The organism is Methylocystis sp. (genome assembly GCF_050246715.1).
Taxonomy (GTDB): domain Bacteria; phylum Pseudomonadota; class Alphaproteobacteria; order Rhizobiales; family Beijerinckiaceae; genus Methylocystis.
This window is the reverse complement of sequence record NZ_JBFWVN010000017.1, coordinates 1-18,887: the sequence shown is the minus strand read 5'-3', so window position 1 is coordinate 18,887 and position 18,887 is coordinate 1. Positions and strand designations below refer to the sequence as shown.

General features: G+C 63.1%; 18 protein-coding genes. 14 read left to right on the top strand and 4 right to left on the bottom strand.

All coding sequences use genetic code 11. The features are described 5' to 3' along the window. Window positions 1–43 precede the first annotated feature (43 nt). From AB7I51_RS07825 to AB7I51_RS07815, 3 genes are read left to right on the top strand one after another with little or no spacing between them, the layout of a single operon-like run. The gene (locus AB7I51_RS07825; protein WP_428403765.1) at window positions 44–976 is read left to right on the top strand and encodes a polyprenyl synthetase family protein; all 933 of its coding nucleotides are present in this window, start codon (window positions 44–46) and stop codon (window positions 974–976) included. Window positions 977–988: 12 nt separating this feature from the next. Beyond that, complete coding sequence (locus AB7I51_RS07820; RefSeq protein WP_428403764.1) at window positions 989–1,705, top strand: DUF1345 domain-containing protein; 717 nt, start codon at window positions 989–991, stop codon at window positions 1,703–1,705. 7 nt (window positions 1,706–1,712) lie between these two features. Beyond that, a complete protein-coding gene (locus AB7I51_RS07815; protein ID WP_428403763.1) occupies window positions 1,713–3,041 on the top strand; it encodes an MFS transporter in 1,329 nt (442 codons plus the stop codon). Between the two features lie 40 nt (window positions 3,042–3,081). Here the strand turns inward: AB7I51_RS07815 and AB7I51_RS07810 are convergent, their stop codons facing one another. Beyond that, the gene (locus AB7I51_RS07810; RefSeq protein WP_428403762.1) at window positions 3,082–5,334 is read right to left on the bottom strand and encodes a transglycosylase SLT domain-containing protein; all 2,253 of its coding nucleotides are present in this window, start codon (window positions 5,332–5,334) and stop codon (window positions 3,082–3,084) included. 203 nt (window positions 5,335–5,537) lie between these two features. Between AB7I51_RS07810 and dapA the strand changes: the two genes are divergently transcribed. The 3 genes from dapA to AB7I51_RS07795 are packed head-to-tail and all read left to right on the top strand — an operon-like array spanning window position 5,538 to window position 7,618. Then, on the top strand, window positions 5,538–6,431 hold the full coding sequence (gene dapA / locus AB7I51_RS07805; protein WP_428406174.1) for a 4-hydroxy-tetrahydrodipicolinate synthase: 894 nt from the start codon (window positions 5,538–5,540) through the stop codon (window positions 6,429–6,431). A gap of 49 nt (window positions 6,432–6,480) precedes the next feature. Further along, window positions 6,481–6,957 carry an SsrA-binding protein SmpB gene (gene smpB / locus AB7I51_RS07800; RefSeq protein WP_428403760.1) on the top strand — a complete coding sequence of 159 codons (477 nt, stop codon included), beginning with the start codon at window positions 6,481–6,483 and terminating at the stop codon, window positions 6,955–6,957. A 7-nt stretch (window positions 6,958–6,964) separates the two neighbouring features. Continuing rightward, a complete protein-coding gene (locus AB7I51_RS07795; protein ID WP_428403759.1) occupies window positions 6,965–7,618 on the top strand; it encodes a pyridoxine/pyridoxamine 5'-phosphate oxidase in 654 nt (217 codons plus the stop codon). Window positions 7,619–7,631: 13 nt separating this feature from the next. On the opposite strand, the gene AB7I51_RS07790 is transcribed toward AB7I51_RS07795, so the two are convergent. Together AB7I51_RS07790 and AB7I51_RS07785 are read right to left on the bottom strand one after the other, a co-directional pair. Continuing rightward, on the bottom strand, window positions 7,632–8,393 hold the full coding sequence (locus AB7I51_RS07790) for a uracil-DNA glycosylase (RefSeq protein ID WP_428403805.1): 762 nt from the start codon (window positions 8,391–8,393) through the stop codon (window positions 7,632–7,634). Continuing rightward, on the bottom strand, window positions 8,335–8,943 hold the full coding sequence (locus AB7I51_RS07785; protein WP_428403758.1) for an NYN domain-containing protein: 609 nt from the start codon (window positions 8,941–8,943) through the stop codon (window positions 8,335–8,337). Before AB7I51_RS07785 ends, AB7I51_RS07790 begins: the two co-directional genes overlap by 59 nt. Window positions 8,944–9,333: 390 nt before the next feature. On the opposite strand from AB7I51_RS07785, the gene rpoZ reads away from it, so the two are divergent. Both rpoZ and AB7I51_RS07775 read left to right on the top strand, forming a co-directional pair. Further along, window positions 9,334–9,720: a DNA-directed RNA polymerase subunit omega gene (rpoZ, locus tag AB7I51_RS07780; protein ID WP_428403757.1), complete on the top strand. Its 387-nt coding sequence runs from the start codon at window positions 9,334–9,336 to the stop codon at window positions 9,718–9,720. Between the two features lie 242 nt (window positions 9,721–9,962). Beyond that, window positions 9,963–12,170 carry a RelA/SpoT family protein gene (locus AB7I51_RS07775; protein ID WP_428403756.1) on the top strand — a complete coding sequence of 736 codons (2,208 nt, stop codon included), beginning with the start codon at window positions 9,963–9,965 and terminating at the stop codon, window positions 12,168–12,170. Between the two features lie 294 nt (window positions 12,171–12,464). Here AB7I51_RS07775 and AB7I51_RS07770 read toward each other — a convergent pair whose 3' ends face one another. After that, the gene (locus tag AB7I51_RS07770) at window positions 12,465–13,346 is read right to left on the bottom strand and encodes an AraC family transcriptional regulator (RefSeq protein WP_428403755.1); all 882 of its coding nucleotides are present in this window, start codon (window positions 13,344–13,346) and stop codon (window positions 12,465–12,467) included. 900 nt (window positions 13,347–14,246) lie between these two features. On the opposite strand from AB7I51_RS07770, the gene AB7I51_RS07765 reads away from it, so the two are divergent. The 6 genes from AB7I51_RS07765 (at window position 14,247) to recO (ending at window position 18,719) form a co-directional block, all read left to right on the top strand. Continuing rightward, the gene (locus AB7I51_RS07765) at window positions 14,247–15,002 is read left to right on the top strand and encodes a pyridoxine 5'-phosphate synthase (RefSeq protein ID WP_428403754.1); all 756 of its coding nucleotides are present in this window, start codon (window positions 14,247–14,249) and stop codon (window positions 15,000–15,002) included. A gap of 239 nt (window positions 15,003–15,241) precedes the next feature. Next, a complete protein-coding gene (lepB, locus tag AB7I51_RS07760; RefSeq protein ID WP_428403804.1) occupies window positions 15,242–16,012 on the top strand; it encodes a signal peptidase I in 771 nt (256 codons plus the stop codon). Window positions 16,013–16,031: 19 nt separating this feature from the next. Next, window positions 16,032–16,727, top strand: coding sequence for a ribonuclease III (gene rnc, locus AB7I51_RS07755; RefSeq protein ID WP_428403753.1), 696 nt, complete (start codon window positions 16,032–16,034; stop codon window positions 16,725–16,727). Further along, entirely contained in the window at window positions 16,724–17,650 is a 927-nt protein-coding gene (gene era, locus AB7I51_RS07750; protein ID WP_428403752.1) for a GTPase Era, read from the top strand. Before rnc ends, era begins: the two co-directional genes overlap by 4 nt. 87 nt (window positions 17,651–17,737) lie before the next feature. Further along, window positions 17,738–17,965, top strand: coding sequence for a DUF1737 domain-containing protein (locus AB7I51_RS07745; protein WP_428403751.1), 228 nt, complete (start codon window positions 17,738–17,740; stop codon window positions 17,963–17,965). A gap of 22 nt (window positions 17,966–17,987) precedes the next feature. Continuing rightward, window positions 17,988–18,719, top strand: a complete 732-nt coding sequence (recO, locus tag AB7I51_RS07740) for a DNA repair protein RecO (protein ID WP_428403750.1) — start codon at window positions 17,988–17,990, stop codon at window positions 18,717–18,719. The last annotated feature ends 168 nt before the right edge of the window (window positions 18,720–18,887 follow it).

Sequence of the window (18,887 nt, the reverse complement as noted above, 5' to 3'; positions counted from 1 at the left end):
TTTGCTAGCAGCCATTGTCGCTTGTTTGAAGGAACGCCGCCCGATGGAAGAAGCCGCTCGCGCTGAGGAGTTTCGCCGCCGTCTCGCCGCCGCCGCCGAGGCGACCGAGGCGGCGCTCGATGCGTTGCTTGCGCCGCCGCCGCTGCCGGGCGAAATCGTTCGTCCTGCGCGGCTTCTCGAGGCGATGCGCTATTCGTCGCTTGGCGGCGGCAAGCGGCTGCGGCCCTTTCTCGTCATTGAGTCTGCGCGACTCTTTGGGGTCGTCGGCGATGCGGCGTTGCGAACCGCCTGCGCGCTCGAAATGATTCATTGTTACTCTCTCGCCCATGACGATCTGCCGGCGATGGACGATGACGATTTGCGCCGCGGCCGGCCGACGACTCATAAGGCCTTCGATGAAGCGACGGCGATCCTCGCAGGCGACGGACTTTTGACCTACGCTTTCGACGTCGTCGCCGATGCGAAGACGCATAAAGACGCCAGCGTGCGCGCCGCTCTCGTGCTGGCTCTGGCGCGCGCGGCGGGACTTGGCGGCATGGTCGGCGGACAGGCGCTCGATCTTGCCGCTGAAACCGCGGCGACGCCGCTCTCGCTCGAGGAAACCCTGCAAATGCAGGCGATGAAGACCGGCGCTCTGTTGCGCTTCGCGGTCGACGCCGGGGCGATCCTTGGCGCGGCGTCGGCGGCGCAGGCGCGGGCGCTGACGCGCTATGGCGAGGCGCTTGGCGCCGCCTTCCAAATCGCCGACGACATTCTCGACGCTGAAGGCGACAGCGCCGCGCTCGGCAAGCGCGCCGGCAAGGATGCCGAACGCGGCAAGGCGACTCTGGTTGGACTTCTCGGTCTCGACGCGGCGCGCGCAAGACGAGATTCGCTTGTCACAGAAGCGATGGCGGCGCTGCGCGATACGGAACTGGGCGAGGCGACCGACATTCTCGCCGAGGCCGCCCGTTTCGTTGCGGCGCGGCGTAACTGAGGGATCGCGCCATTGCGCCGACAGGGATTGTCCGACATTCCGCGGCGCGCCTCGGCGATCCTGGCGCCTTTCCGAATTGTCCGCGCGCGACCGCAGCTGTTTCTCAGTCTTACGCTCGGCTTTATCGTCGGATTATTTCTGCCGCAGGCGATGCAGCCGGTCGCGCGCGCGCTCGTCGCATGGAACGCCGTCGCTCTTTGCTATTTCACTCTTGTCTACATGCTCGTCGCCGCCGCCACGCATGATACGATCCGCGAGCGCGCCCAACGTCTCGACGAGGGCAGCTTCGTCATGCTGTTGCTGACGACGGCGATCGCTACCGCCTCCTTCGGCGCAGTGGTGATCGAGCTTGGTTCGGTGAAGTCAATGGAAGGCTGGGAAAAAGGCGCAGCCGTTTTGCTCACGATCGTCACGGTGCTGAATTCCTGGCTGTTCCTGCACCTGACCTTCGCCTTTCACTATGCGCATGAATTTTATTTCGAGGAAGAGCATGACTCGCAGGAGCCGCCGACAGCGAGAGGCGGATTGCATTTTCCCAACACCAGGATGCCGCAATATGTCGACTTTCTCTATTTTTCCTATGTGATCGGCGTCGCCTTTCAGACGGCCGACGTTGAAACCTGCTCTTCGCCGATGAGAAAGCTTGTCGCCACGCATGGCGTCGTGGCCTTTTTCTATAACACCACCATCCTCGCGCTTATGGTGAATATCGCCAGCCAATTGGTGTGACGAACAGATGCGCACCGCAGCCGACAGGATCGACTTCAAGAGCGAAACGGCGCGACTGCGCGCGATATTAATCGGCTCCGTCGGCAATCTCGTCGAATGGTACGATTTTTACGTCTACTCCGCGTTTTCGCTCTATTTCGCCGACTCGTTTTTTCCCGGCGACGACGCCGTCGTCCAAATGATGTCGGCCTCTGGCGTCTTCGCGCTCGGCTTCTTCATGCGGCCGATCGGCGCCTATATCTTCGGGCGCATTGGAGACGGTCGCGGGCGGCGTCTGGCGCTGATGCTCTCAGTGCTTCTGATGTGCGTTGGTTCGATGTTGATCGCTCTCGCGCCGACCTATGCGATGATCGGCATGGGCGCGCCGGCGATGCTGCTTTTTGCGCGCCTTTTACAGGGCTTAAGCCTCGGCGGCGAATATGGATCGAGCGCGACCTATCTCGCCGAAATGGCGCATCCCGAGCGGCGCGGTTTTTATTCGAGCTTTCAATATGTGACGATGATCGCCGGACAATTGCTGGCGCTTTGCGTGTTGCTCATTCTGCAGAATGCGGCGCTCGACGCTCAGGCGCTGCGCAATTGGGGCTGGCGGATCCCCTTCGCCTTCGGCGCGCTGCTTGCGATCGTGGCGTTGTTCATGCGCCGCGATCTTGTTGAGACGCCGGCCTTTAAGGCGTCTCGCCTCGAAGACAAGCGCGGTTCGCTTCGCGCGCTCCTTGCGCATAAGCGCGAGACGGCGACGGTTGTCGGATTGACGCTTGGCGGCACGATCGCCTTCTATGTCTACACGACCTATATGCAGAAGTTTCTCAAACTGTCGGCGGGCCTGAGCGACCGGCAGACGACATGGATCGCGGCCGGCTCGCTGCTCTTCGCGCTCTGCCTTCAGCCGCTTTACGGCGCTTTGTCGGATCGTATCGGCCGTCGCCCGATGCTCATCGCGTTCGGCGCGCTCGGCACGATTTTCACGGTTCCGCTGCTGAGCGCCATAAAGGACGCGCGCGACGCATGGACCGCCTTCGCGCTCATCTGCTGCGCCTGGCTGATTGTCGCGCTTTATACGTCGATCAACGCTGTCGTGAAGGCGGAGCTTTTTCCCGCCGCGATCCGCGTCACCGGCGTCGCATTGCCCTATGCGGCGACCGTTTCGGTCTTTGGCGGCTCGGCGGAATATGTGGCGCTTTGGTTCAAGGCGCATGGCCATGAGAGCTGGTTCTATTATTATGCGAGCGGCGCGATTTTCATTTCGCTTGCGGTCTATGCGACCATGCCGGACACGAAGAAGAATTCGCGCATCGCGCGGGAAGAAACCTCATGCGACGCAAATGTTGAATAGCGCCCGCATCGCTTGCCGCGCTTTTTAAAAAGCGGCGGGATCAGGGACCGGCGTGGGCGAGTTCGACCTGCGGCGGCCGCGTGGACTTATCCTCGAACTTCGCGCGATAGACGACGAAATTCTCCATCACCCGCTGCACGTAATTGCGCGTTTCGGTGATCGGAATCCGCTCGACCCAGTCGATCGGATCGACATGGGGTTTACGCGGATCGCCATAGGCGTCCATCCATTGTTTCACCCGTCCGCCGCCGGCGTTGTAGGCGGCGAAAGTGAGGAGATAGGCACCGCGATATTCGCCGAGCAGAATGCCGAGATGCGCCGCGCCGAGCTGGGCGTTGAAGGGCGGATCTTTGAGCATCCGCGAGATGTCGAAGCTTACCCCGCGCATAGAGGCGGTGTGCCGCGCCGTGGAGGCGATCATCTGCATCAGGCCCATCGCGCCGGCGGACGAAACCGCCTTCGGATCGAAGGCGCTTTCCTGGCGCGCGACGGCGAAGACGATCGAGCGCGACGCCGAGCCCGGAAGCGCATTGAAATCGGGAACGCCATAGCCGGGGAAGGCGACGTCGTCGAGCGCGATTCCTCGGTAGGAGGCGGCCTTGCCGTAAATGAGCGAGAGTTTGGCGTCGCCCTGGCGCGCGACGATCTCGCCAAGCGCCGCGACCTGAGCCTCGTCCTCCAATTTTCTTGCGCTTTCGAGCGCAAGGGGAAAGGCGACTTCCTTTTCGCCGAGCGCGAACAGCAATTCCGCTACCCGAACCGCCTCGTCTCGGTCGTCGCCGGATGCGGCGGCAGGGGACGGGCGGATCGGGTGGTCCTCGGCGCCCAGGCGCGCATTGGCGAGCTGTCCGTAGAAGGTCGTCGAATGCGTGGCCGCCCGGAGATAAAAATTGCGCGCCGCGGAGTCGTCATTTGTCGTGCGCGCCGCTTCGGCCGTGCGTCCCAGCCAGTAGAACGCCCGCGACTTCTGCAGCGGCGTCTCTGCGATTTCGGCGAGCGTCCTAAAATGCGCCTCGGCCTTGGTCGGATTGTTCAGAAATCGAAGGGCGATCCAGCCGGCGTTGAATTCGGCGTCGACCTTCCTGCTGGTTTTGACGGCTGCGTTTTGGGCGCAAAGGAGATAGGCCGTTTCCGGATCTCCTTGGTCGAGCAGCTTGCGCGCCACGATGCGCCGCTCCTCCCACCAGGCGTCGCCGTCAACGACGACCTCAATGTCTTGCGGCGCCTTGCGCAGCAGAGCGCCCGCTTCGGCGAATTTGTTGGCTTTGCGCAGCTTATGCACGCGTCCGTAGAGCAGCCCCGGATCGTTCCGCACGGATGGCGGCAAAGACGCCGCCGCCTTATCGGCGCCGGAAATGCGCGCGCGGGCGAGCAGCACAACGTCCTTGCCGGCGAGTTCGGCGCTGCGCAAAGCGAGCGAATTCTTCCCCGCATAGAGCAGACGATCGGCGCGGAACTTGTGATCGGCCAGCGTCAGAAGCTCGCCGAGCTCTTTGTTGAATATCGTGTCGAACCCCTGTCCGACGTCCTCGTTGCGCCAGGCGTCGCGCGCCAGAGCCGCCGCCGTTTCAAAATCGCCTTCGCGCGCGGTCGCTCGCGCCAGCGCGTATTTCCCATAGGCGGTCAGCGGCTCGGTTTCGGCGAACCAGGCCAGCACGGTCTTGTCGGGTTGATGCTCAGCGACGAGCGCCTGCTCGCCGCGACGGCGCAGCCAATCCGCGGCGGGCCAGTTCGGATGGGCCGCCAGGAATGCGGAGATGCGTTTGAATCCGGCTTCGCGCGCGTGAAGCCGCAGACCGACCCAGCGGGCCGCGGCGTCGGCGAGGGGAGCCTGCACGCGCGACGCGGCTTCGTCGCCATGAATGAAATCGCCGGCTTTATACGCCGCGACGGCCTGGATGAAGGCGTCCGCGTCCTCCCCGAGCAGCGACGCGGCGGTGTCTGCAGGCGTCTCGGCGCCGTCGAGCCAGCGCGCCGTCGGGGCGTTCGCCACGATCGCCGGCAGCGCGCCGTCCTCTTCCGCGCTGAACAGTGAATTCTCAACAGGATGCGCCGCCTCATCGTCAGCGTGGCGGCGCGCGACGAATTCGCGGACCGCCTCCTGCACGGAGCCGACCCGTGAGCGCCACGCGCCGAGGCTCAAGGGGATCGAGGGCGTCCTGCGCCAAGCGGTTCGTCGCGCCTCGCCGTCGCCGAGACGGTCAAAACCGGTAAAAGCAGGCGCAGCGATCGCGAGGGCCGCGATGCCGATCGTGAGTTTGAACCGAGTCGCGACGCGTCGAGGCAACATCATCACCGCGTTCCCTTACTGGCGTGAAAAAGCTGCACTCATTTGGTTTACGAAGCTTCAACCTCGCGCGCCGGCTGTGATTTCGTGCGCTCCCCTTCGACTGTCGCGCAGGGCTTTCCTCAACGCAGCTCAGCGGCTATGAAGGGCGCCTCAATCTTAGCGACGCAATTACGGCGGCTCTGGGGCGTAGGGAAGGCTTTGATTCAATGAGCGGAAAGCCGATTTTTCATGGGTCGATAACGGCCCTGGTCACGCCGTTTGCCCATGGAGAAGTCGACTATGACGCCCTGCGCGCGCTGATCGATTGGCAGATCGAAAACGGCACGCATGGCCTCGTGCCGGTCGGCACGACAGGCGAAAGCCCGACCCTCAGCCATGAGGAGCATGGGCGCGTCATCACCGAGACGATTCGCGCCGCGCGTGGCCGGGCGCCGGTCATCGCCGGGGCGGGGTCGAACAAAACGCGCGAGGCGATCGCCATCGCCGGCCATGCGGAGCGCGCCGGCGCCGACGCGCTGCTGATCGTCACGCCTTACTACAACAAGCCCAACCAGGAAGGGCTGTATTTGCATTTCAAGGCGATCAACGACGCGGTCTCGATCCCGATCATCATCTACAATATTCCGCCGCGCTCGGTGATCGACATGAGCGTAGAGACGATGAAGCGCTGCGCCGATTTGAAAAACGTCGTCGGCGTGAAGGACGCGACGGGAAATATCGGCCGCATTTCGCTCCAGCGCCAGGCGATGGGGCCGGAGTTCATCCAGCTTTCGGGCGACGATCTCACCGCGCTGGCCTGCATGGCGGCGGGCGCGCATGGCTGTATCTCGGTCGTCGCCAATATCGCGCCGCGGCTTTGCGCAGACCTGCAGAACGCCTGTCTTGCCGGCGACTTCGCCAAGGCGCTGGAAATCCAGGACAGGCTGACGCCGCTGCATGTCGCGACTTTTCTTGAGGCCGGCGTCACAGGCGCCAAATATGGCCTGTCGCTTCTTGGAAAGGTCGAGGAAGAGGTGCGCCTTCCTCTCGTGCCTTGCACGCAAGCCACCAAGGACCGCATTCGCGCGGCGATGGTTCACGCCGGCGTGCTCGCGGCTTAAAGTTTCAGATTCGCGTTTCGCCTTCGTCGGAACACTTCGAGGAGAGTCAGTGGCCGCAAAGCCGGAGCCGAATTTCAAGGTCGTCGCCGACAATCGCAAGGCGCGCTACAATTACGAAATCGGCGAAACATTCGAAGCCGGACTGGCGTTGACGGGCACCGAAGTGAAGTCGCTGCGCACCGGCAAGGCGACGATCGCGGAGAGTTACGCCCATGTCGATCGGCAGGGCGAAGCGTGGCTGGTCAACGCCAACATCCCCGAATATCTCGCCGGCAACCGGTTCAACCATCCGCCGAAACGGCCGCGCAAGCTGTTGCTCAAATCGCGCGAACTCGCCAAGCTGTCGCAGGCCGTCGAGCGCGAAGGCATGACGATCGTGCCGCTCAAACTCTATTTCAACGCCAGGGGACGCGCGAAGCTGCAGCTTGCGCTGGCAAGAGGCAAGAAGCTGCACGATAAACGCGAAGTCGAGAAGAAGCGCGACTGGAGCCGCGAAAAAGGCAGGCTATTGCGCGCGCGGGGGTGAACAGGCCGTGGCCGAATTACGTCAAATTCTCCGCGATCTGAAAGTTCTGCAAGGCCCTTTTCTTCCGTTCGACCCGACCAACGCTCCTGCCGATCCGCTCGACGTCTTTCTCGACTGGCTGAGCGTGGCCATCGCGCACGATGTTCCGGAACCCCATGCGACGACCTTGGCGACGGCCGGCGCCGACGGTCGTCCCGATGCGCGCATTCTCTTGCTGAAGAATGTGGATGGCGCGGGCTTCCATTTCGCTATCAGCGCCGTGAGCCACAAGGGCCGCCAGCTCGAACAGCGCCCGAGCGCGGCGCTTACATTCTATTGGCAGCCTCTCGCGCGGCAGGTCCGCGTCCGCGGCGAGGTTGTCTATCTCGGAGCCGAAGCGAGCGCCGCGGATTTTCGCGCTCGCCCTGACGGCTCGAGGGCCGCCGGCATGCTGGGCCGTCAGAGCGAGACGCTCGAATGCGCGGCGGAGCTCAATGAGGCTTATGCGAGAGCCCTGGTCGACGTCGCGCAAAATCCAGAAGCCGTGTCGCCGCATTGGCGTCTCTATGCGGTGCGGCCGGATGAGGTCGAGTTCTGGCAGGGCGCTTCCTCGCGGCGGCACACGCGCTTGCGCTATACGCGCCGAGGCGACGACTTTCGGAGGGACATTCTCTGGCCGTGAAAAATACAGGCTGTCATCGGCGATCGTCCGGGCCCAGTCTCTCGTTCGACGACGGGCGGTCCAGAAGTTCCCGCGCCCGCGCGAAGATCGCGCAAAACATCTCCGGCGTCAGCGTGCCAGTGTTGGCGTTGAGCCGTGAGCAATGATAGCTGTCGATCAAAAATAGATCCCGCTTCAGCTCGTTTGACGAAAGGCGATGCTCGGCCCCATGCGCAAAGGGGTGATCGCGCAGCTTGATCGACAGGGCGCGCAGCACGCTCTCGTGAGCGACGCGCCCGAGCGCGACGATCCCTCGAAGCTCGGACATTCTCTCGATCGTCGCGAGGAAGAAGCGTCGGCATGCGGCAATTTCCGTCGGCAGCGGCCGATTGCCCGGCGGCACGCAGCGAACGACATTGGCGACGAGGCAGTCGATCAGTTCGACCCCGTCGTCGGGCCGCGCGTCATAGACGCCTTTGCAAAAGCCGAACTGTGCAAGAGTGGCAAAAAGCATCCGTCCGGCGTCGTCTCCGGTGAAGGCGCGGCCGGTGCGATTGGCCCCGCGCAGGCCCGGAGCCAGGCCAGCGATCAGCAGCCGCGCCGAGCGCGGCCCGAAATCAACGACAGGAGCATTTTGCCACGCCGGCTCGCGCGCTCTCAGCTCGCGTCTAAGCGCGACAAGCCGCGGACAGAGCGGACAATCGGCGATGGGCCCGCCCGCAGAGGGGCGGGTCGGCTCATTCGCCTTCGTCTTCGGCGTGCGCCGCCTGCGGGGCCGTACGCGGGCGCTCCTGATAGCGCTGCATGCGTTCGGCGCGTTCGCCCGGATCGCGGCCGATCTTGCCGACAAGATGGATGAGGTCGATGAATTCGTCGGCTTGGCGACGCAATTCATCAGCGATCATCGGCGGCTGGGTGGTGATCGTCGAGATCACCGACACGCGAACCCCGCGCCGCTGCACGGCTTCGACCAGCGAACGGAAGTCGCCATCGCCCGAGAACAGGACCATGTGGTCGAGATGCTCGGCCATCTCCATGGCGTCGACCGCAAGCTCAATGTCCATATTGCCCTTGACCTTGCGGCGGCCGAGCGAATCGACGAATTCCTTCGTCGGCTTGGTGACGACCGCATAGCCGTTGTAGTCCAGCCAGTCGATCAGCGGCCGGATAGAGGAATACTCCTGATCCTCGATTAACGCCGTGTAATAAAAGGCGCGGATCAGACGGCCCTTGCCCTGAAATTCGCGGAGCAAGCGCTTATAATCAATATCGAATCCCAGCGATTTCGCGGTCGCGTACAGGTTCGCGCCGTCAATGAATAACGCAATTCGTTCGATATCTGCCATATTCGTCTCGCGGTCGGGTTGGTGTGTTCATATGGCGGGCTCCGCATTATGCCGTCGACCCGCAGCTCAGCGTTTAGCTCAATCGTCTCAATGGCCAGCCTCAAAACCATCCCCGGCAATTGCGCAGATTTTGCTGCATCCGCCGGGCTGTTCAGCAACCATCTTGAAAAAGCGCTGCGCGCGTCTCTTTCAAATACATCGCCTTTCGATGTCACAGCGTCAAGAGCAACTGCGTCTTTTTACGGGCGGAGCGCCGGGGAAATTCTGGAAAGAATCCGAAAAACAGCGTCAAAACGCATGGATGACGCGTCTAGGCTTAAGAGATTATTGCCTAATTTTCATAATTGGCGTATCAGCGCTACTCCCCAACAGAATGGAGCTTGACGGCAGATGGCGCGCGTTACTGTCGAAGATTGCATCGACAAGATCGAAAACCGCTTCGACCTCGTTCTTCTCGCGGCGCATCGGGCGCGGAACATTTCGTCGGGTCAGCCAATCCTGGTCGATCGCGATCGCGATAAAAATCCGGTTGTCGCCCTTCGCGAAATCGCCGAGGAGGCGCTCGCGCCGGAAGATCTTTCCGAGGATTTTATCCACTCGCTGCAGCGTCACGTCGAAGTCGACGAACCGGAAGCCGAGACGGCGCCGGCATTGACGCCGGCGGTCGGCGTCGACCTCGAGGGCGAGGCGCAGTTCGACAGGATGACCGAAGAAGACCTTCTGCGCGGACTTGAAGGTCTCGTGCCCCCGGCCGAGGTCGAAGACGAAGCTGAGTAGATTCCGACGACTGCTAGACGACAGCCGGGCGGCCGGTTCGCCCGGCAAGTCCGGCCAATCCTTACAAAAGTCCGGCCAAGCCTTGTAAGCGCGCATTGTCGCCGTTGGTCATGGCGGCTCGCCTGCGCTATCCTCGGCGCTCTATGCCTGCCGCTCCGGCGCAGCTCGCCTCGCCCTCTGCATGAATTTGCGCACGGTCCGGCGGGCGGGCCGGCGCGCAACCTGTCTTTGGCGTCACGCGCATGATGCGTCAGTACGAGCTTGTCGAACGCGTGCGGAAGTACAACCCGCGCGTCGACGAGGATTTGTTGAACCGGGCCTATGTTTACGCCATGAAGGCGCATGGCGCGCAGACCCGCGCCTCCGGCGACCCTTACTTTTCGCATCCGCTTGAAGTCGCCGCGATCCTGACGGATCTGAAACTCGACGATGCGACGATCGTCGCGGCCGTGCTGCATGACACGCTCGAAGACACCGACGCGACGCGTGAAGAGATCGACCGGCTGTTCGGAGAACAGATCGGCAAACTCGTCGAGGGCTTGACCAAGATCGAGAAGCTCGATCTCGTCACCAAACAGGCGCGCCAGGGCGAGAATTTCCGCAAATTGCTGCTTGCCGTCGCCGAAGACGTGCGCGTGCTCCTCGTCAAGCTCGCCGACCGGCTGCACAATATGCGCACGCTGCATTTCGTGCCTCAGGACAAGCGCGCGCGCATCGCTCAGGAAACGCTCGATATTTATGCGCCGCTCGCCGGCCGCATGGGCATGCAGCGACTGCGCGAGGAATTGGAAGGGCTCGCCTTCCGCCATCTGATGCCGGAAGCGCATCAGACCATCGAACAGCGCCTGCATGATCTGCGCACCAAGAACGGCCGCATCATCAGGCGCATTGAAGATGAGCTCACCAGGGAGTTTGTGGCGCGCGGCATCACCGCGGCGGTCACCGGGCGCCAGAAGACGCCCTATTCGGTGTGGCGCAAGATGGAGCGCAAATCGATTTCCTTCGAGCAGCTCTCCGACATATTCGGCTTTCGGATCATCGTCGGAAGCGTTGAGGACTGTTATCGCGCGCTCGGCGTCGTGCATACGAAATGGCCAAATGTCCCCGGCCGCTTCAAGGATTATATTTCTACGCCGAAACAAAACGACTATCGCTCGATCCACACTACTGTGATCGGCCCCGGCCATCAGCGCGTCGAACTTCAGATCCGCACCGCCGAAATGCATGAGATCGCGCGCTTCGGCATCGCCGCCCACGCGCTTTATAAGGATGCGATCGGCGCGCAGGGCAGAGAGGAACTCGCCAAGGAAAGCCGCGCCTTCCGCTGGCTGCAGGAAACCCTCGATCTCCTCGCCCATGGCGACAATCCTGAGGAATTCCTGGAGCACACGCGACTCGAACTGTTTCAGGATCAGGTATTCTGCTTCACGCCCAAGGGCGGCTTGATCGCGCTGCCGCGCGGCGCGACGCCGATCGATTTCGCCTATGCGGTGCATACCAAGCTCGGCGATTCAGCCGTCGGCGCGAAAATCAACGGGCGCGTCGCGCCGGTGCTGTCGCAGCTCAAAAACGGCGACGAGGTCGAGATCATCCGCGCCGAAGGGCATGTGCCGCCGGCGGCCTGGGAGGCGGCGGTTGCGACCGGCAAGGCGCGCGCCGCGATCAGACGCGCGACGCGCGACGCCGTGCGTCAGCAATATGCCGGGCTCGGCCGCCAGATCGTCGAGCGCGCCTTTGAGCGCGCCGGCCGAGTTTGGAGCGAGGACAAGCTGAAAGCGGCGCTGACGCGGCTGGCGCGTCCCTCGGTCGAGGACGCGCTCGCCGCCGTCGGCCGGGGCGAAATCTATTCGGGCGACGTGGTCAAGGCGGTCTATCCGGATTTCAGCGAGGAGCGCAAAGCCGCGCCGACGCCGATCGCGCCGGGCGAGCCGGGATGGTTCGGGGTCAAGGCCAACGCCAATGTGGTGTTCAAGGCGCCTGGCGCGAAAGACGGCGGCGCCGCGATCCCCATCCGCGGTTTGCGCGGCGACGCGCCGGTGCGCTTCGCGCCCGAGGGCGGCGCAGTGCCGGGCGACCGCATCGTCGGCATTTTCACGCCGGGCGAAGGCATCACCATCTATCCGATTCAGTCGCCCTCGCTCACCGCTTTTGATGATCAGCCCGAACGCTGGCTCGACGTGCGCTGGGATATTGAGGCGGGCTCCTCGGCGCTGTTTCCCGCGCGCCTTGTGGTGACGGCGATCAACGAGCCCGGCTCGCTCGGCGCGCTGGCGACGCTGATCGGCGAGACCGGCGCCAATATCGACAACATCAGCTTCGATGCGCAGTCGCCGGACTTCCGCGAAATGACCTTCGATCTCGAAGTCGCGGATCTGAAACATCTGAACGGGATCGTCACGCGCCTGCGATCGAGCCCGCTGGTGAGCAAGGTAGAAAGGGTGATTGGGTGAAGGGACCAGCGAACGTGCGTGGAGGCAGGTTCGATAATGCAAGGTTATGCGATGAATCGCGCTCAGTTCATTCCTCACCCCGCTCGAGGCGATCCGCGTCTATCTCAATCCCCGTCTCGTCGAGAATAACGCCACGCATGATGGCGGCTCCTTTTTCAGTTGCCATCCGACGTGAGATGCGGCTCTCATCATTCGTCACATCATAGAGTTTCACTTTGTAAACTATGATTTTTTTATGTTGCCCTCAATCGCTTCCGCACTTTTTCAATTGGAATCCAGCGGTCGCGTCAAACCCTACTTCAGCGGCAAATATATCTCGGTCAGATGGCGGTGTTCCGGCGTGTCGTGATCGAGGTTCAGATAGTGGAAATAGACGGGGAAATCCCTCAGTTCCTCTCCTGACTCCGGCAGCCAGTCGCGATAGAGCGCATACACGGTCTCGTCGATCCGGTCGCGCGAGCCGGCGTGGATCGTCATGGCGCAGCGCCCGCCGGGGATCGTCTTGGTCACGACGCCCTGTTCATTGGCGGCGACGGGCGCTGGCGCCGAGCCGCAAATGTCGAAACGAAACTCCTCCGGCGGCGTCGTATTCGGATCGTTGTAGGGCACGCCATAGGTCGCGCATGTGCTGACCGGCGACAGTCCTGACGACTTTCGCCAGGCGATGAAGCGCTGCACCGAGTCGTTGAGCAGCGCCGGCGAACCGCGATGTTCGAGCGCCGCGACCAATATCGGTTCGACATCGATGATCTTCACGTCCATGTCATTCATCCTTTCGCTAGGTGGGCGGCTGATGCGCGTTCGCGCGCTCCACGACGCCCAGTCCGGGGTCTTGCGGAAGGCGCTGGGCGTCTGGCCGAAGGCGGCCTTGAAGGCGCGGGAGAAGGACTCGGGATTTTCGAACCCCGAATCGAAAGCGACGTCGATGATCGGCGCGGTCGGATTGAAGGCGAGTCGGTAGGCGGCTCGCTTCAGCCTCATGAATTGAATGTAGCGCGCGACGCTGATCCCGCAGTGCTGGGAAAATTGCCGATGGAAGTGGAATTTCGAAAAATTCGCGACATCGCTCAGCGCGTCGACAGTCAGGTCTTCGTCAAGATGCTTGTCGATATAATCCAGCACGCGGTTGATGCGTCGCGCATAGTCGGCTCCCTTTGGTCTTGTCCTGTGCTCCATTGTTTGATCGTATCAAGCGTGGGAAGCGACTTCTTGACCGAAATTGCTCTTTGAGCCGCGACGCTGGCCGCGCGTCCATGACAAACCCTATGCGACGCGCGCAGGCTGGTAGGTGTTAAGCGATTTTTGTCTTGTATAAAAAAGGCGAGCGCAGCAGCTGCGCTCGCCTTTTCCTCCCCAGACTTGGCCCAGACTTGGCGTCTGTCTTCAGTCAAATCCGGAATCCGCTTACGTGGTCGTATCGACGCTCATTTGCTCAGCGCGAATTTTTCGATGGCGTCCACGCGGTTTTCGGGCGCGCGCGTAAGACGCCGCGCTACGACCGCAAGGAAACCAACGACGGCGCTAAGGAACAATATGGTCTTAATGAACGCGGGAGCGGAACGAACGCTTCTCATATTGCCTCCCTCCTTCGTCTCTGGGCGCCGACCCAACGCCAGCGATGTCAACCCAGGTGCGAAATGACCGGGGCAAGGAAAATCGCGGTGAAGATCACGGCTATGCCGCCAACGACCCAGACCAGTCCCTTCACACGACCGCTCGCGCTGCTGCTGAGGTTTTTCATTTCACGTCGATCCTTTTTTGCGGCGTCGTCATCGACGGCGCTTTACATCTTTTAACGACGTAAATTAAATCGTGTAACGATACAACCGGCGTATTGTCGCAGGCTGAAGGGCTGTGTCGATTAGAGACCGGAAAGAGCGCCGTAGACGTTTACCTGCCTCGACCACATCAACGACGTCGTGACGATTGAAGATGAGGTGCCTGTCACAAGAATGTTGCGCTTAAACTGGCGCGTTGATTCCACAGATTTTATTGTGCCGAAGATTGGCGCAAAAAGCGCTTTCGCCAGATATGCGCGCGATGACAAACAGTCCGCCCGCGCGCTATAGGAGCGCGATGAGCTCGCCGCCCCTTCGCCTCGGCGTCAACGTCGATCATGTCGCGACTGTCCGCAACGCGCGCGGCGGCCCGCGGCCCGACCCCGTGCGCGCCGCGCTGCTCGCGATCGACGCCGGCGCCGACGGAATCACCGCCCATCTGCGCGAGGATCGCCGCCACATCCACGACGACGACATGGCGCGCCTCAAGGCGGCGATCTCGAAGCCCTTGAATTTCGAGATGGCGGCGACCGAGCAGATGCTCGACATCGCGCTGGCGACGGCGCCGCACGCCGTCTGCCTCGTGCCGGAAAAGCGCACCGAGCGCACCACCGAGGGCGGCCTCGACGTCGTCGGACAGCATGACTATCTGCTGCCCTATGTCGATCAGCTCACGCGGGAGGGCGTGCGCGTCTCGCTGTTTATTGAGCCGTCGACGGAGGCGCTCGACGCCGCGGTCTCGATCAAGGCGCCGGTCGTCGAGCTCCATACCGGGGCCTGGTGTCACGCCGTCGAGGTCGGCGATCTGCGGCGGGCCGAGGCGGAATTCGCCCGGATCGCGGAAGCCGCCGCCTATGGCGCTGGGCGGGGCCTTGAAATCCACGCCGGGCATGGCCTCGACTATGAAACGGCGCGCCGCGTCTCGGCGCTGCCCCAGGTCGTCGAACTCAACATCGGCCATTTCCTGATCGGCGAGGCGATATTCGTCGGGCTTGCCGAGGCGATCTCCCGCATGCGTCAGGCGATGGAGCAGGGCAGGGCGCAAGCGCGTTGAGGCCGAACGCGGAGGCGTCAGACGCCCTACGGGCGTTAGTCTTAATCCCGGACAGTTCGCCGAGCGCCGGCATAAGGCGGCTAAGCTTGGGCGCAGTCATCCGTTTGACGCCGAGCCGCCGCCACTCTGCGCCGGCGCAGGTTCTCATGGAAGCTGTAGCGTGGTAAGCCGGGCGGCCGGGGCGGGCCGACGCCGCCCGAACGCATGAGGAGTAAGTCGGCTTGAGCAGGAACGTTCCGGTGGCGCGAAAACGCGAAGAGGGCGGATTTCTCGAGACCGTAAAGGTCATCGTCGAAGCGTTGGCGATCGCGCTCGTCATCCGCACGCTGCTCTTTCAACCATTCAATATTCCGTCGGGCTCGATGATTCCGACCCTGCTCATCGGCGACTATGTGTTCGTGTCGAAATATTCCTACGGCTATTCGAATTATTCGATGCCGTTCGGCCCCGACTTTTTTTCGGGCCGCATTCTGGCGTCGCCGCCGAACCGGGGCGACGTCGTCGTCTTCAAGCTGCCGCGGGACAATGAGACCGACTATATCAAGCGCGTCATCGGCCTGCCCGGCGACCGCGTCCAGGTCATCGACGGCCGCCTCTATATCAATGGCGTGATCGTGCCGCGCGAGCCGATCCAAAAGGCGGTGACGGAGGGACGCGACGGCCGCGAGGTTCCGGTCACCACCTACAAGGAGACGCTGCCCGGAAACGGCGATCATCCGGCGGTCGAACATACGATCATCGAGATCGAGGGCGACCATGGCTACAAGGACAATACCGAACTCTTCGTCGTGCCGTCCGATCACTATTTCATGATGGGCGACAATCGCGACAATTCGACCGATTCTCGGTTCGCGCCGGACGAAGGCGGCGTCGGCTATGTGCCCTTCGTCAATCTCGTCGGCCGCGCCGAGATCATCTTCTTCTCGGTCAGGAAGGACGAGTCGGCGCTCGCCTTCTGGCGCTGGCCGTGGTCGGTGCGTTGGGACCGGCTGTTCCGACCTGTTGATTAACGAGACGTGCGGGCATGACATGACGCGCGGCCGCGACGAGGCGCTTGCTGCGCTCGAAGCGCGCATCGGACACAAATTCGCCGATCCGGCGCTGCTTGCCCGGGCGTTGACTCATGTCAGCGCCTCGGCAGCCCGGCGCGACTCATACGAACGTCTGGAATTTCTTGGCGACCGGGTGCTCGGCCTCGCCGTCGCGCACATGGTCTATGACGCCTTTCCCAACGAGACCGAGGGCGAGCTGTCCCGCCGTCTCGCCGCGCTGGTGCGCAAGGAGACCTGCGCCGAGGTGGCGGAGGAATGGGGCGTTGGCCCGGCGATGCGGCTCGGGGAGGGCGAGGCGCAGACTGGCGGGCGCGGCAAGCGCGCCTTGCTCGGCGACATTTGCGAAGCGATCATCGGCGCCGCCTTTCTTGACGGCGGCGCGGCGGCGGCCGAGCACATCGTCCGCAAGGCCTTCGGCGAGCGCATGGAGGCGAGCGGCCAGGACTTGCGCGACCCCAAGACGACTCTGCAGGAATGGGCGCAGGCGCGCGGTCTCGCGACGCCCCGCTATCAGCTCGTCGGTCGCAGCGGGCCGGACCATGCGCCCTTCTTCGAAGTCGCCGTGAACATCAAGGGATTCGAACAGACGCCGGGCTCGGGCCCCTCCAAGCGCGCCGCCGAACAGGCCGCCGCGGCCGCCTTTCTGGCGCGGGAAGCGGAAGATCGGAGATGAGCGAAACGGCGCAGCCCGCCGAGGAAGAAACGCGCTGCGGCTTTGCGGCGCTCGTCGGCGCGCCCAACGCCGGCAAGTCGACGCTGCTCAATCAGCTCGTCGGCGCCAAGGTCTCGATCGTTTCGCGAAAGGCGCAGACGACGCGGGCGCTGGTTCGCGGCATCGCCATCGAAGGCGCGGCGCAGATCATTCTTGTCGACACGCCCGGCATCTTCGCGCCCAAGCGCCGGCTCGATCGCGCCATGGTGGCGAGCGCGCTCGCCGGCGCCGCCGACGCCGACGTGATTGCGCTCCTTGTCGATTCCCGCAAGGGCCTCGACGAGGAAGTCGAAGCGATAGTGACTCAGCTTCAGCAGACCAAAGCGCCGAAGCTTCTCATCTTGAACAAGATCGACCTCATCCCCCGCGAGAGGCTGCTGGCGCTGGCGCAGGCGCTCAACGCGCGGCAGAAATTCGATGAAACCTTCATGATTTCGGCCTTGAACGGCGACGGCGTCGTCGATCTGCGCAAGGCGCTGGCGCGGCGCATGAAGCCTTCGCCCTGGCTCTATCCAGAGGATCAGCTTTCCGACGCGCCGCTGCGGCTGCTCGCCGCCGAGATCACCCGCGAGAAAATCTACGAGCGGCTGCACGACGAACTGCCCTATCAGTCGACGGTCGAGACCGAGACCTGGACCAATCAGAAAGACGGGTCGGCGCGCATCGAACAGACGATCTACGTCGCGCGCGACAGCCAGAAGAAAATCGTCATCGGCGAGGGCGGGCGCACCATCAAGGCGATCGGCCAGGCGGCGCGCAAGGAGATCGCCGAAGCGGCTGAGCAGAAGGTGCATCTCTTTCTGTTCGTAAAGGTGCGCGAGAATTGGGCGGAGGACCCGGAGCGTTATCGTGAAATGCGGCTGGAGTTTCCCAAGGGCGAGTAGTATTCCAAACGGCAAGCGTAGCCGTTTGTCGATTCTCTCGCTTATGCTCATCAATCCGCCGACCGCGTCGGAGCCAGGGCGCGCGACATGACCCAAGCCTCGAAACGTTTCACCGCCTATCGCTATCTCACCGGGCCGGACGACGCGGCCTTCTGCCATCGCGTCACCGAGGCCTTAAGTCGGGGCTGGACGCTCTATGGTTCGCCGGCCTTGACCTATGATGCCGAGAAGAAGCGCGTCATCTGCGGTCAGGCGTTGACCAAGGAGGTCGAGGACGCGGAATATAGCGCCGATCTGACGCTCGGAGATTTATAGCGAGGCGGGTAGAGGCGACGATATGGAATGGCGCGACGACGCTCTCATCATCGGCGCGCGCCGGCATGGCGAAACATCCGTCATTCTGGAGTTGATGACCCGCGCGCATGGCCGGCATCTCGGTCTGGTGCGCGGCGGCCGCTCGCGCCGGCTTCGTCCGGTTCTGCAGCCCGGCAATCTTGTCGCCGCGGAGTGGCGCGCCCGTCTTGAAGACCATCTCGGCGCCTTGACGGTCGAGCCGCTCGCCGCCCGCGCCGCCCATTTCCTCGATCGCGCCGCAGCGCTCAACGGCGTCGCGTCGCTCTGCGCGCTCCTGCGTCTGCTGCCGGAGCGCGACCCTCATGAAGAATTGTTCGAAATGGCGGCCGCCGTCGCGGCGCGGCTTGGCGACATCGGCGAGTTCGACGTCGCGGCGTTGATGATGGCGCGGTTCGAACTGGCGCTGCTCGGCGCGCTCGGCTTCGGACTCGATCTTCACGCCTGCGCGCTGACCGGCGCGCGGGACGATCTCGCTTATGTGTCGCCGAAATCGGGTCGTGCGGTGAGTCGCGCCGCCGGCGCGCCATGGCGCGACAGGCTGCTGCCCTATCCCGATTTTCTTCGTCATGAGAGCGATGCGGCGGCGCCGGGCGATCTTGTCGCCGCCTTTCGATTGACCGGATATTTCCTCACGCGCGACGTGCTGAACCCGCGCGGCGCGGCGTTGCCGGCGGCGCGCGATCTTTATATCGCCGCGCTTTCGCGCGCGGCGTGAAAAGCGGTGGAAGGGCTAGCGCGCTTTCCGATCAGACGGAATCGTCATCCGTGAAGAACTCGCAAGGCGTTGACGTGACGAAGTTTTGAGACCTGCGGAAGTAATCGTTTCCGCAGGTTTTCGCTGCGCGGGATGCTGTTTGCTTGCAAATTGATCCGGCGCCGCTGT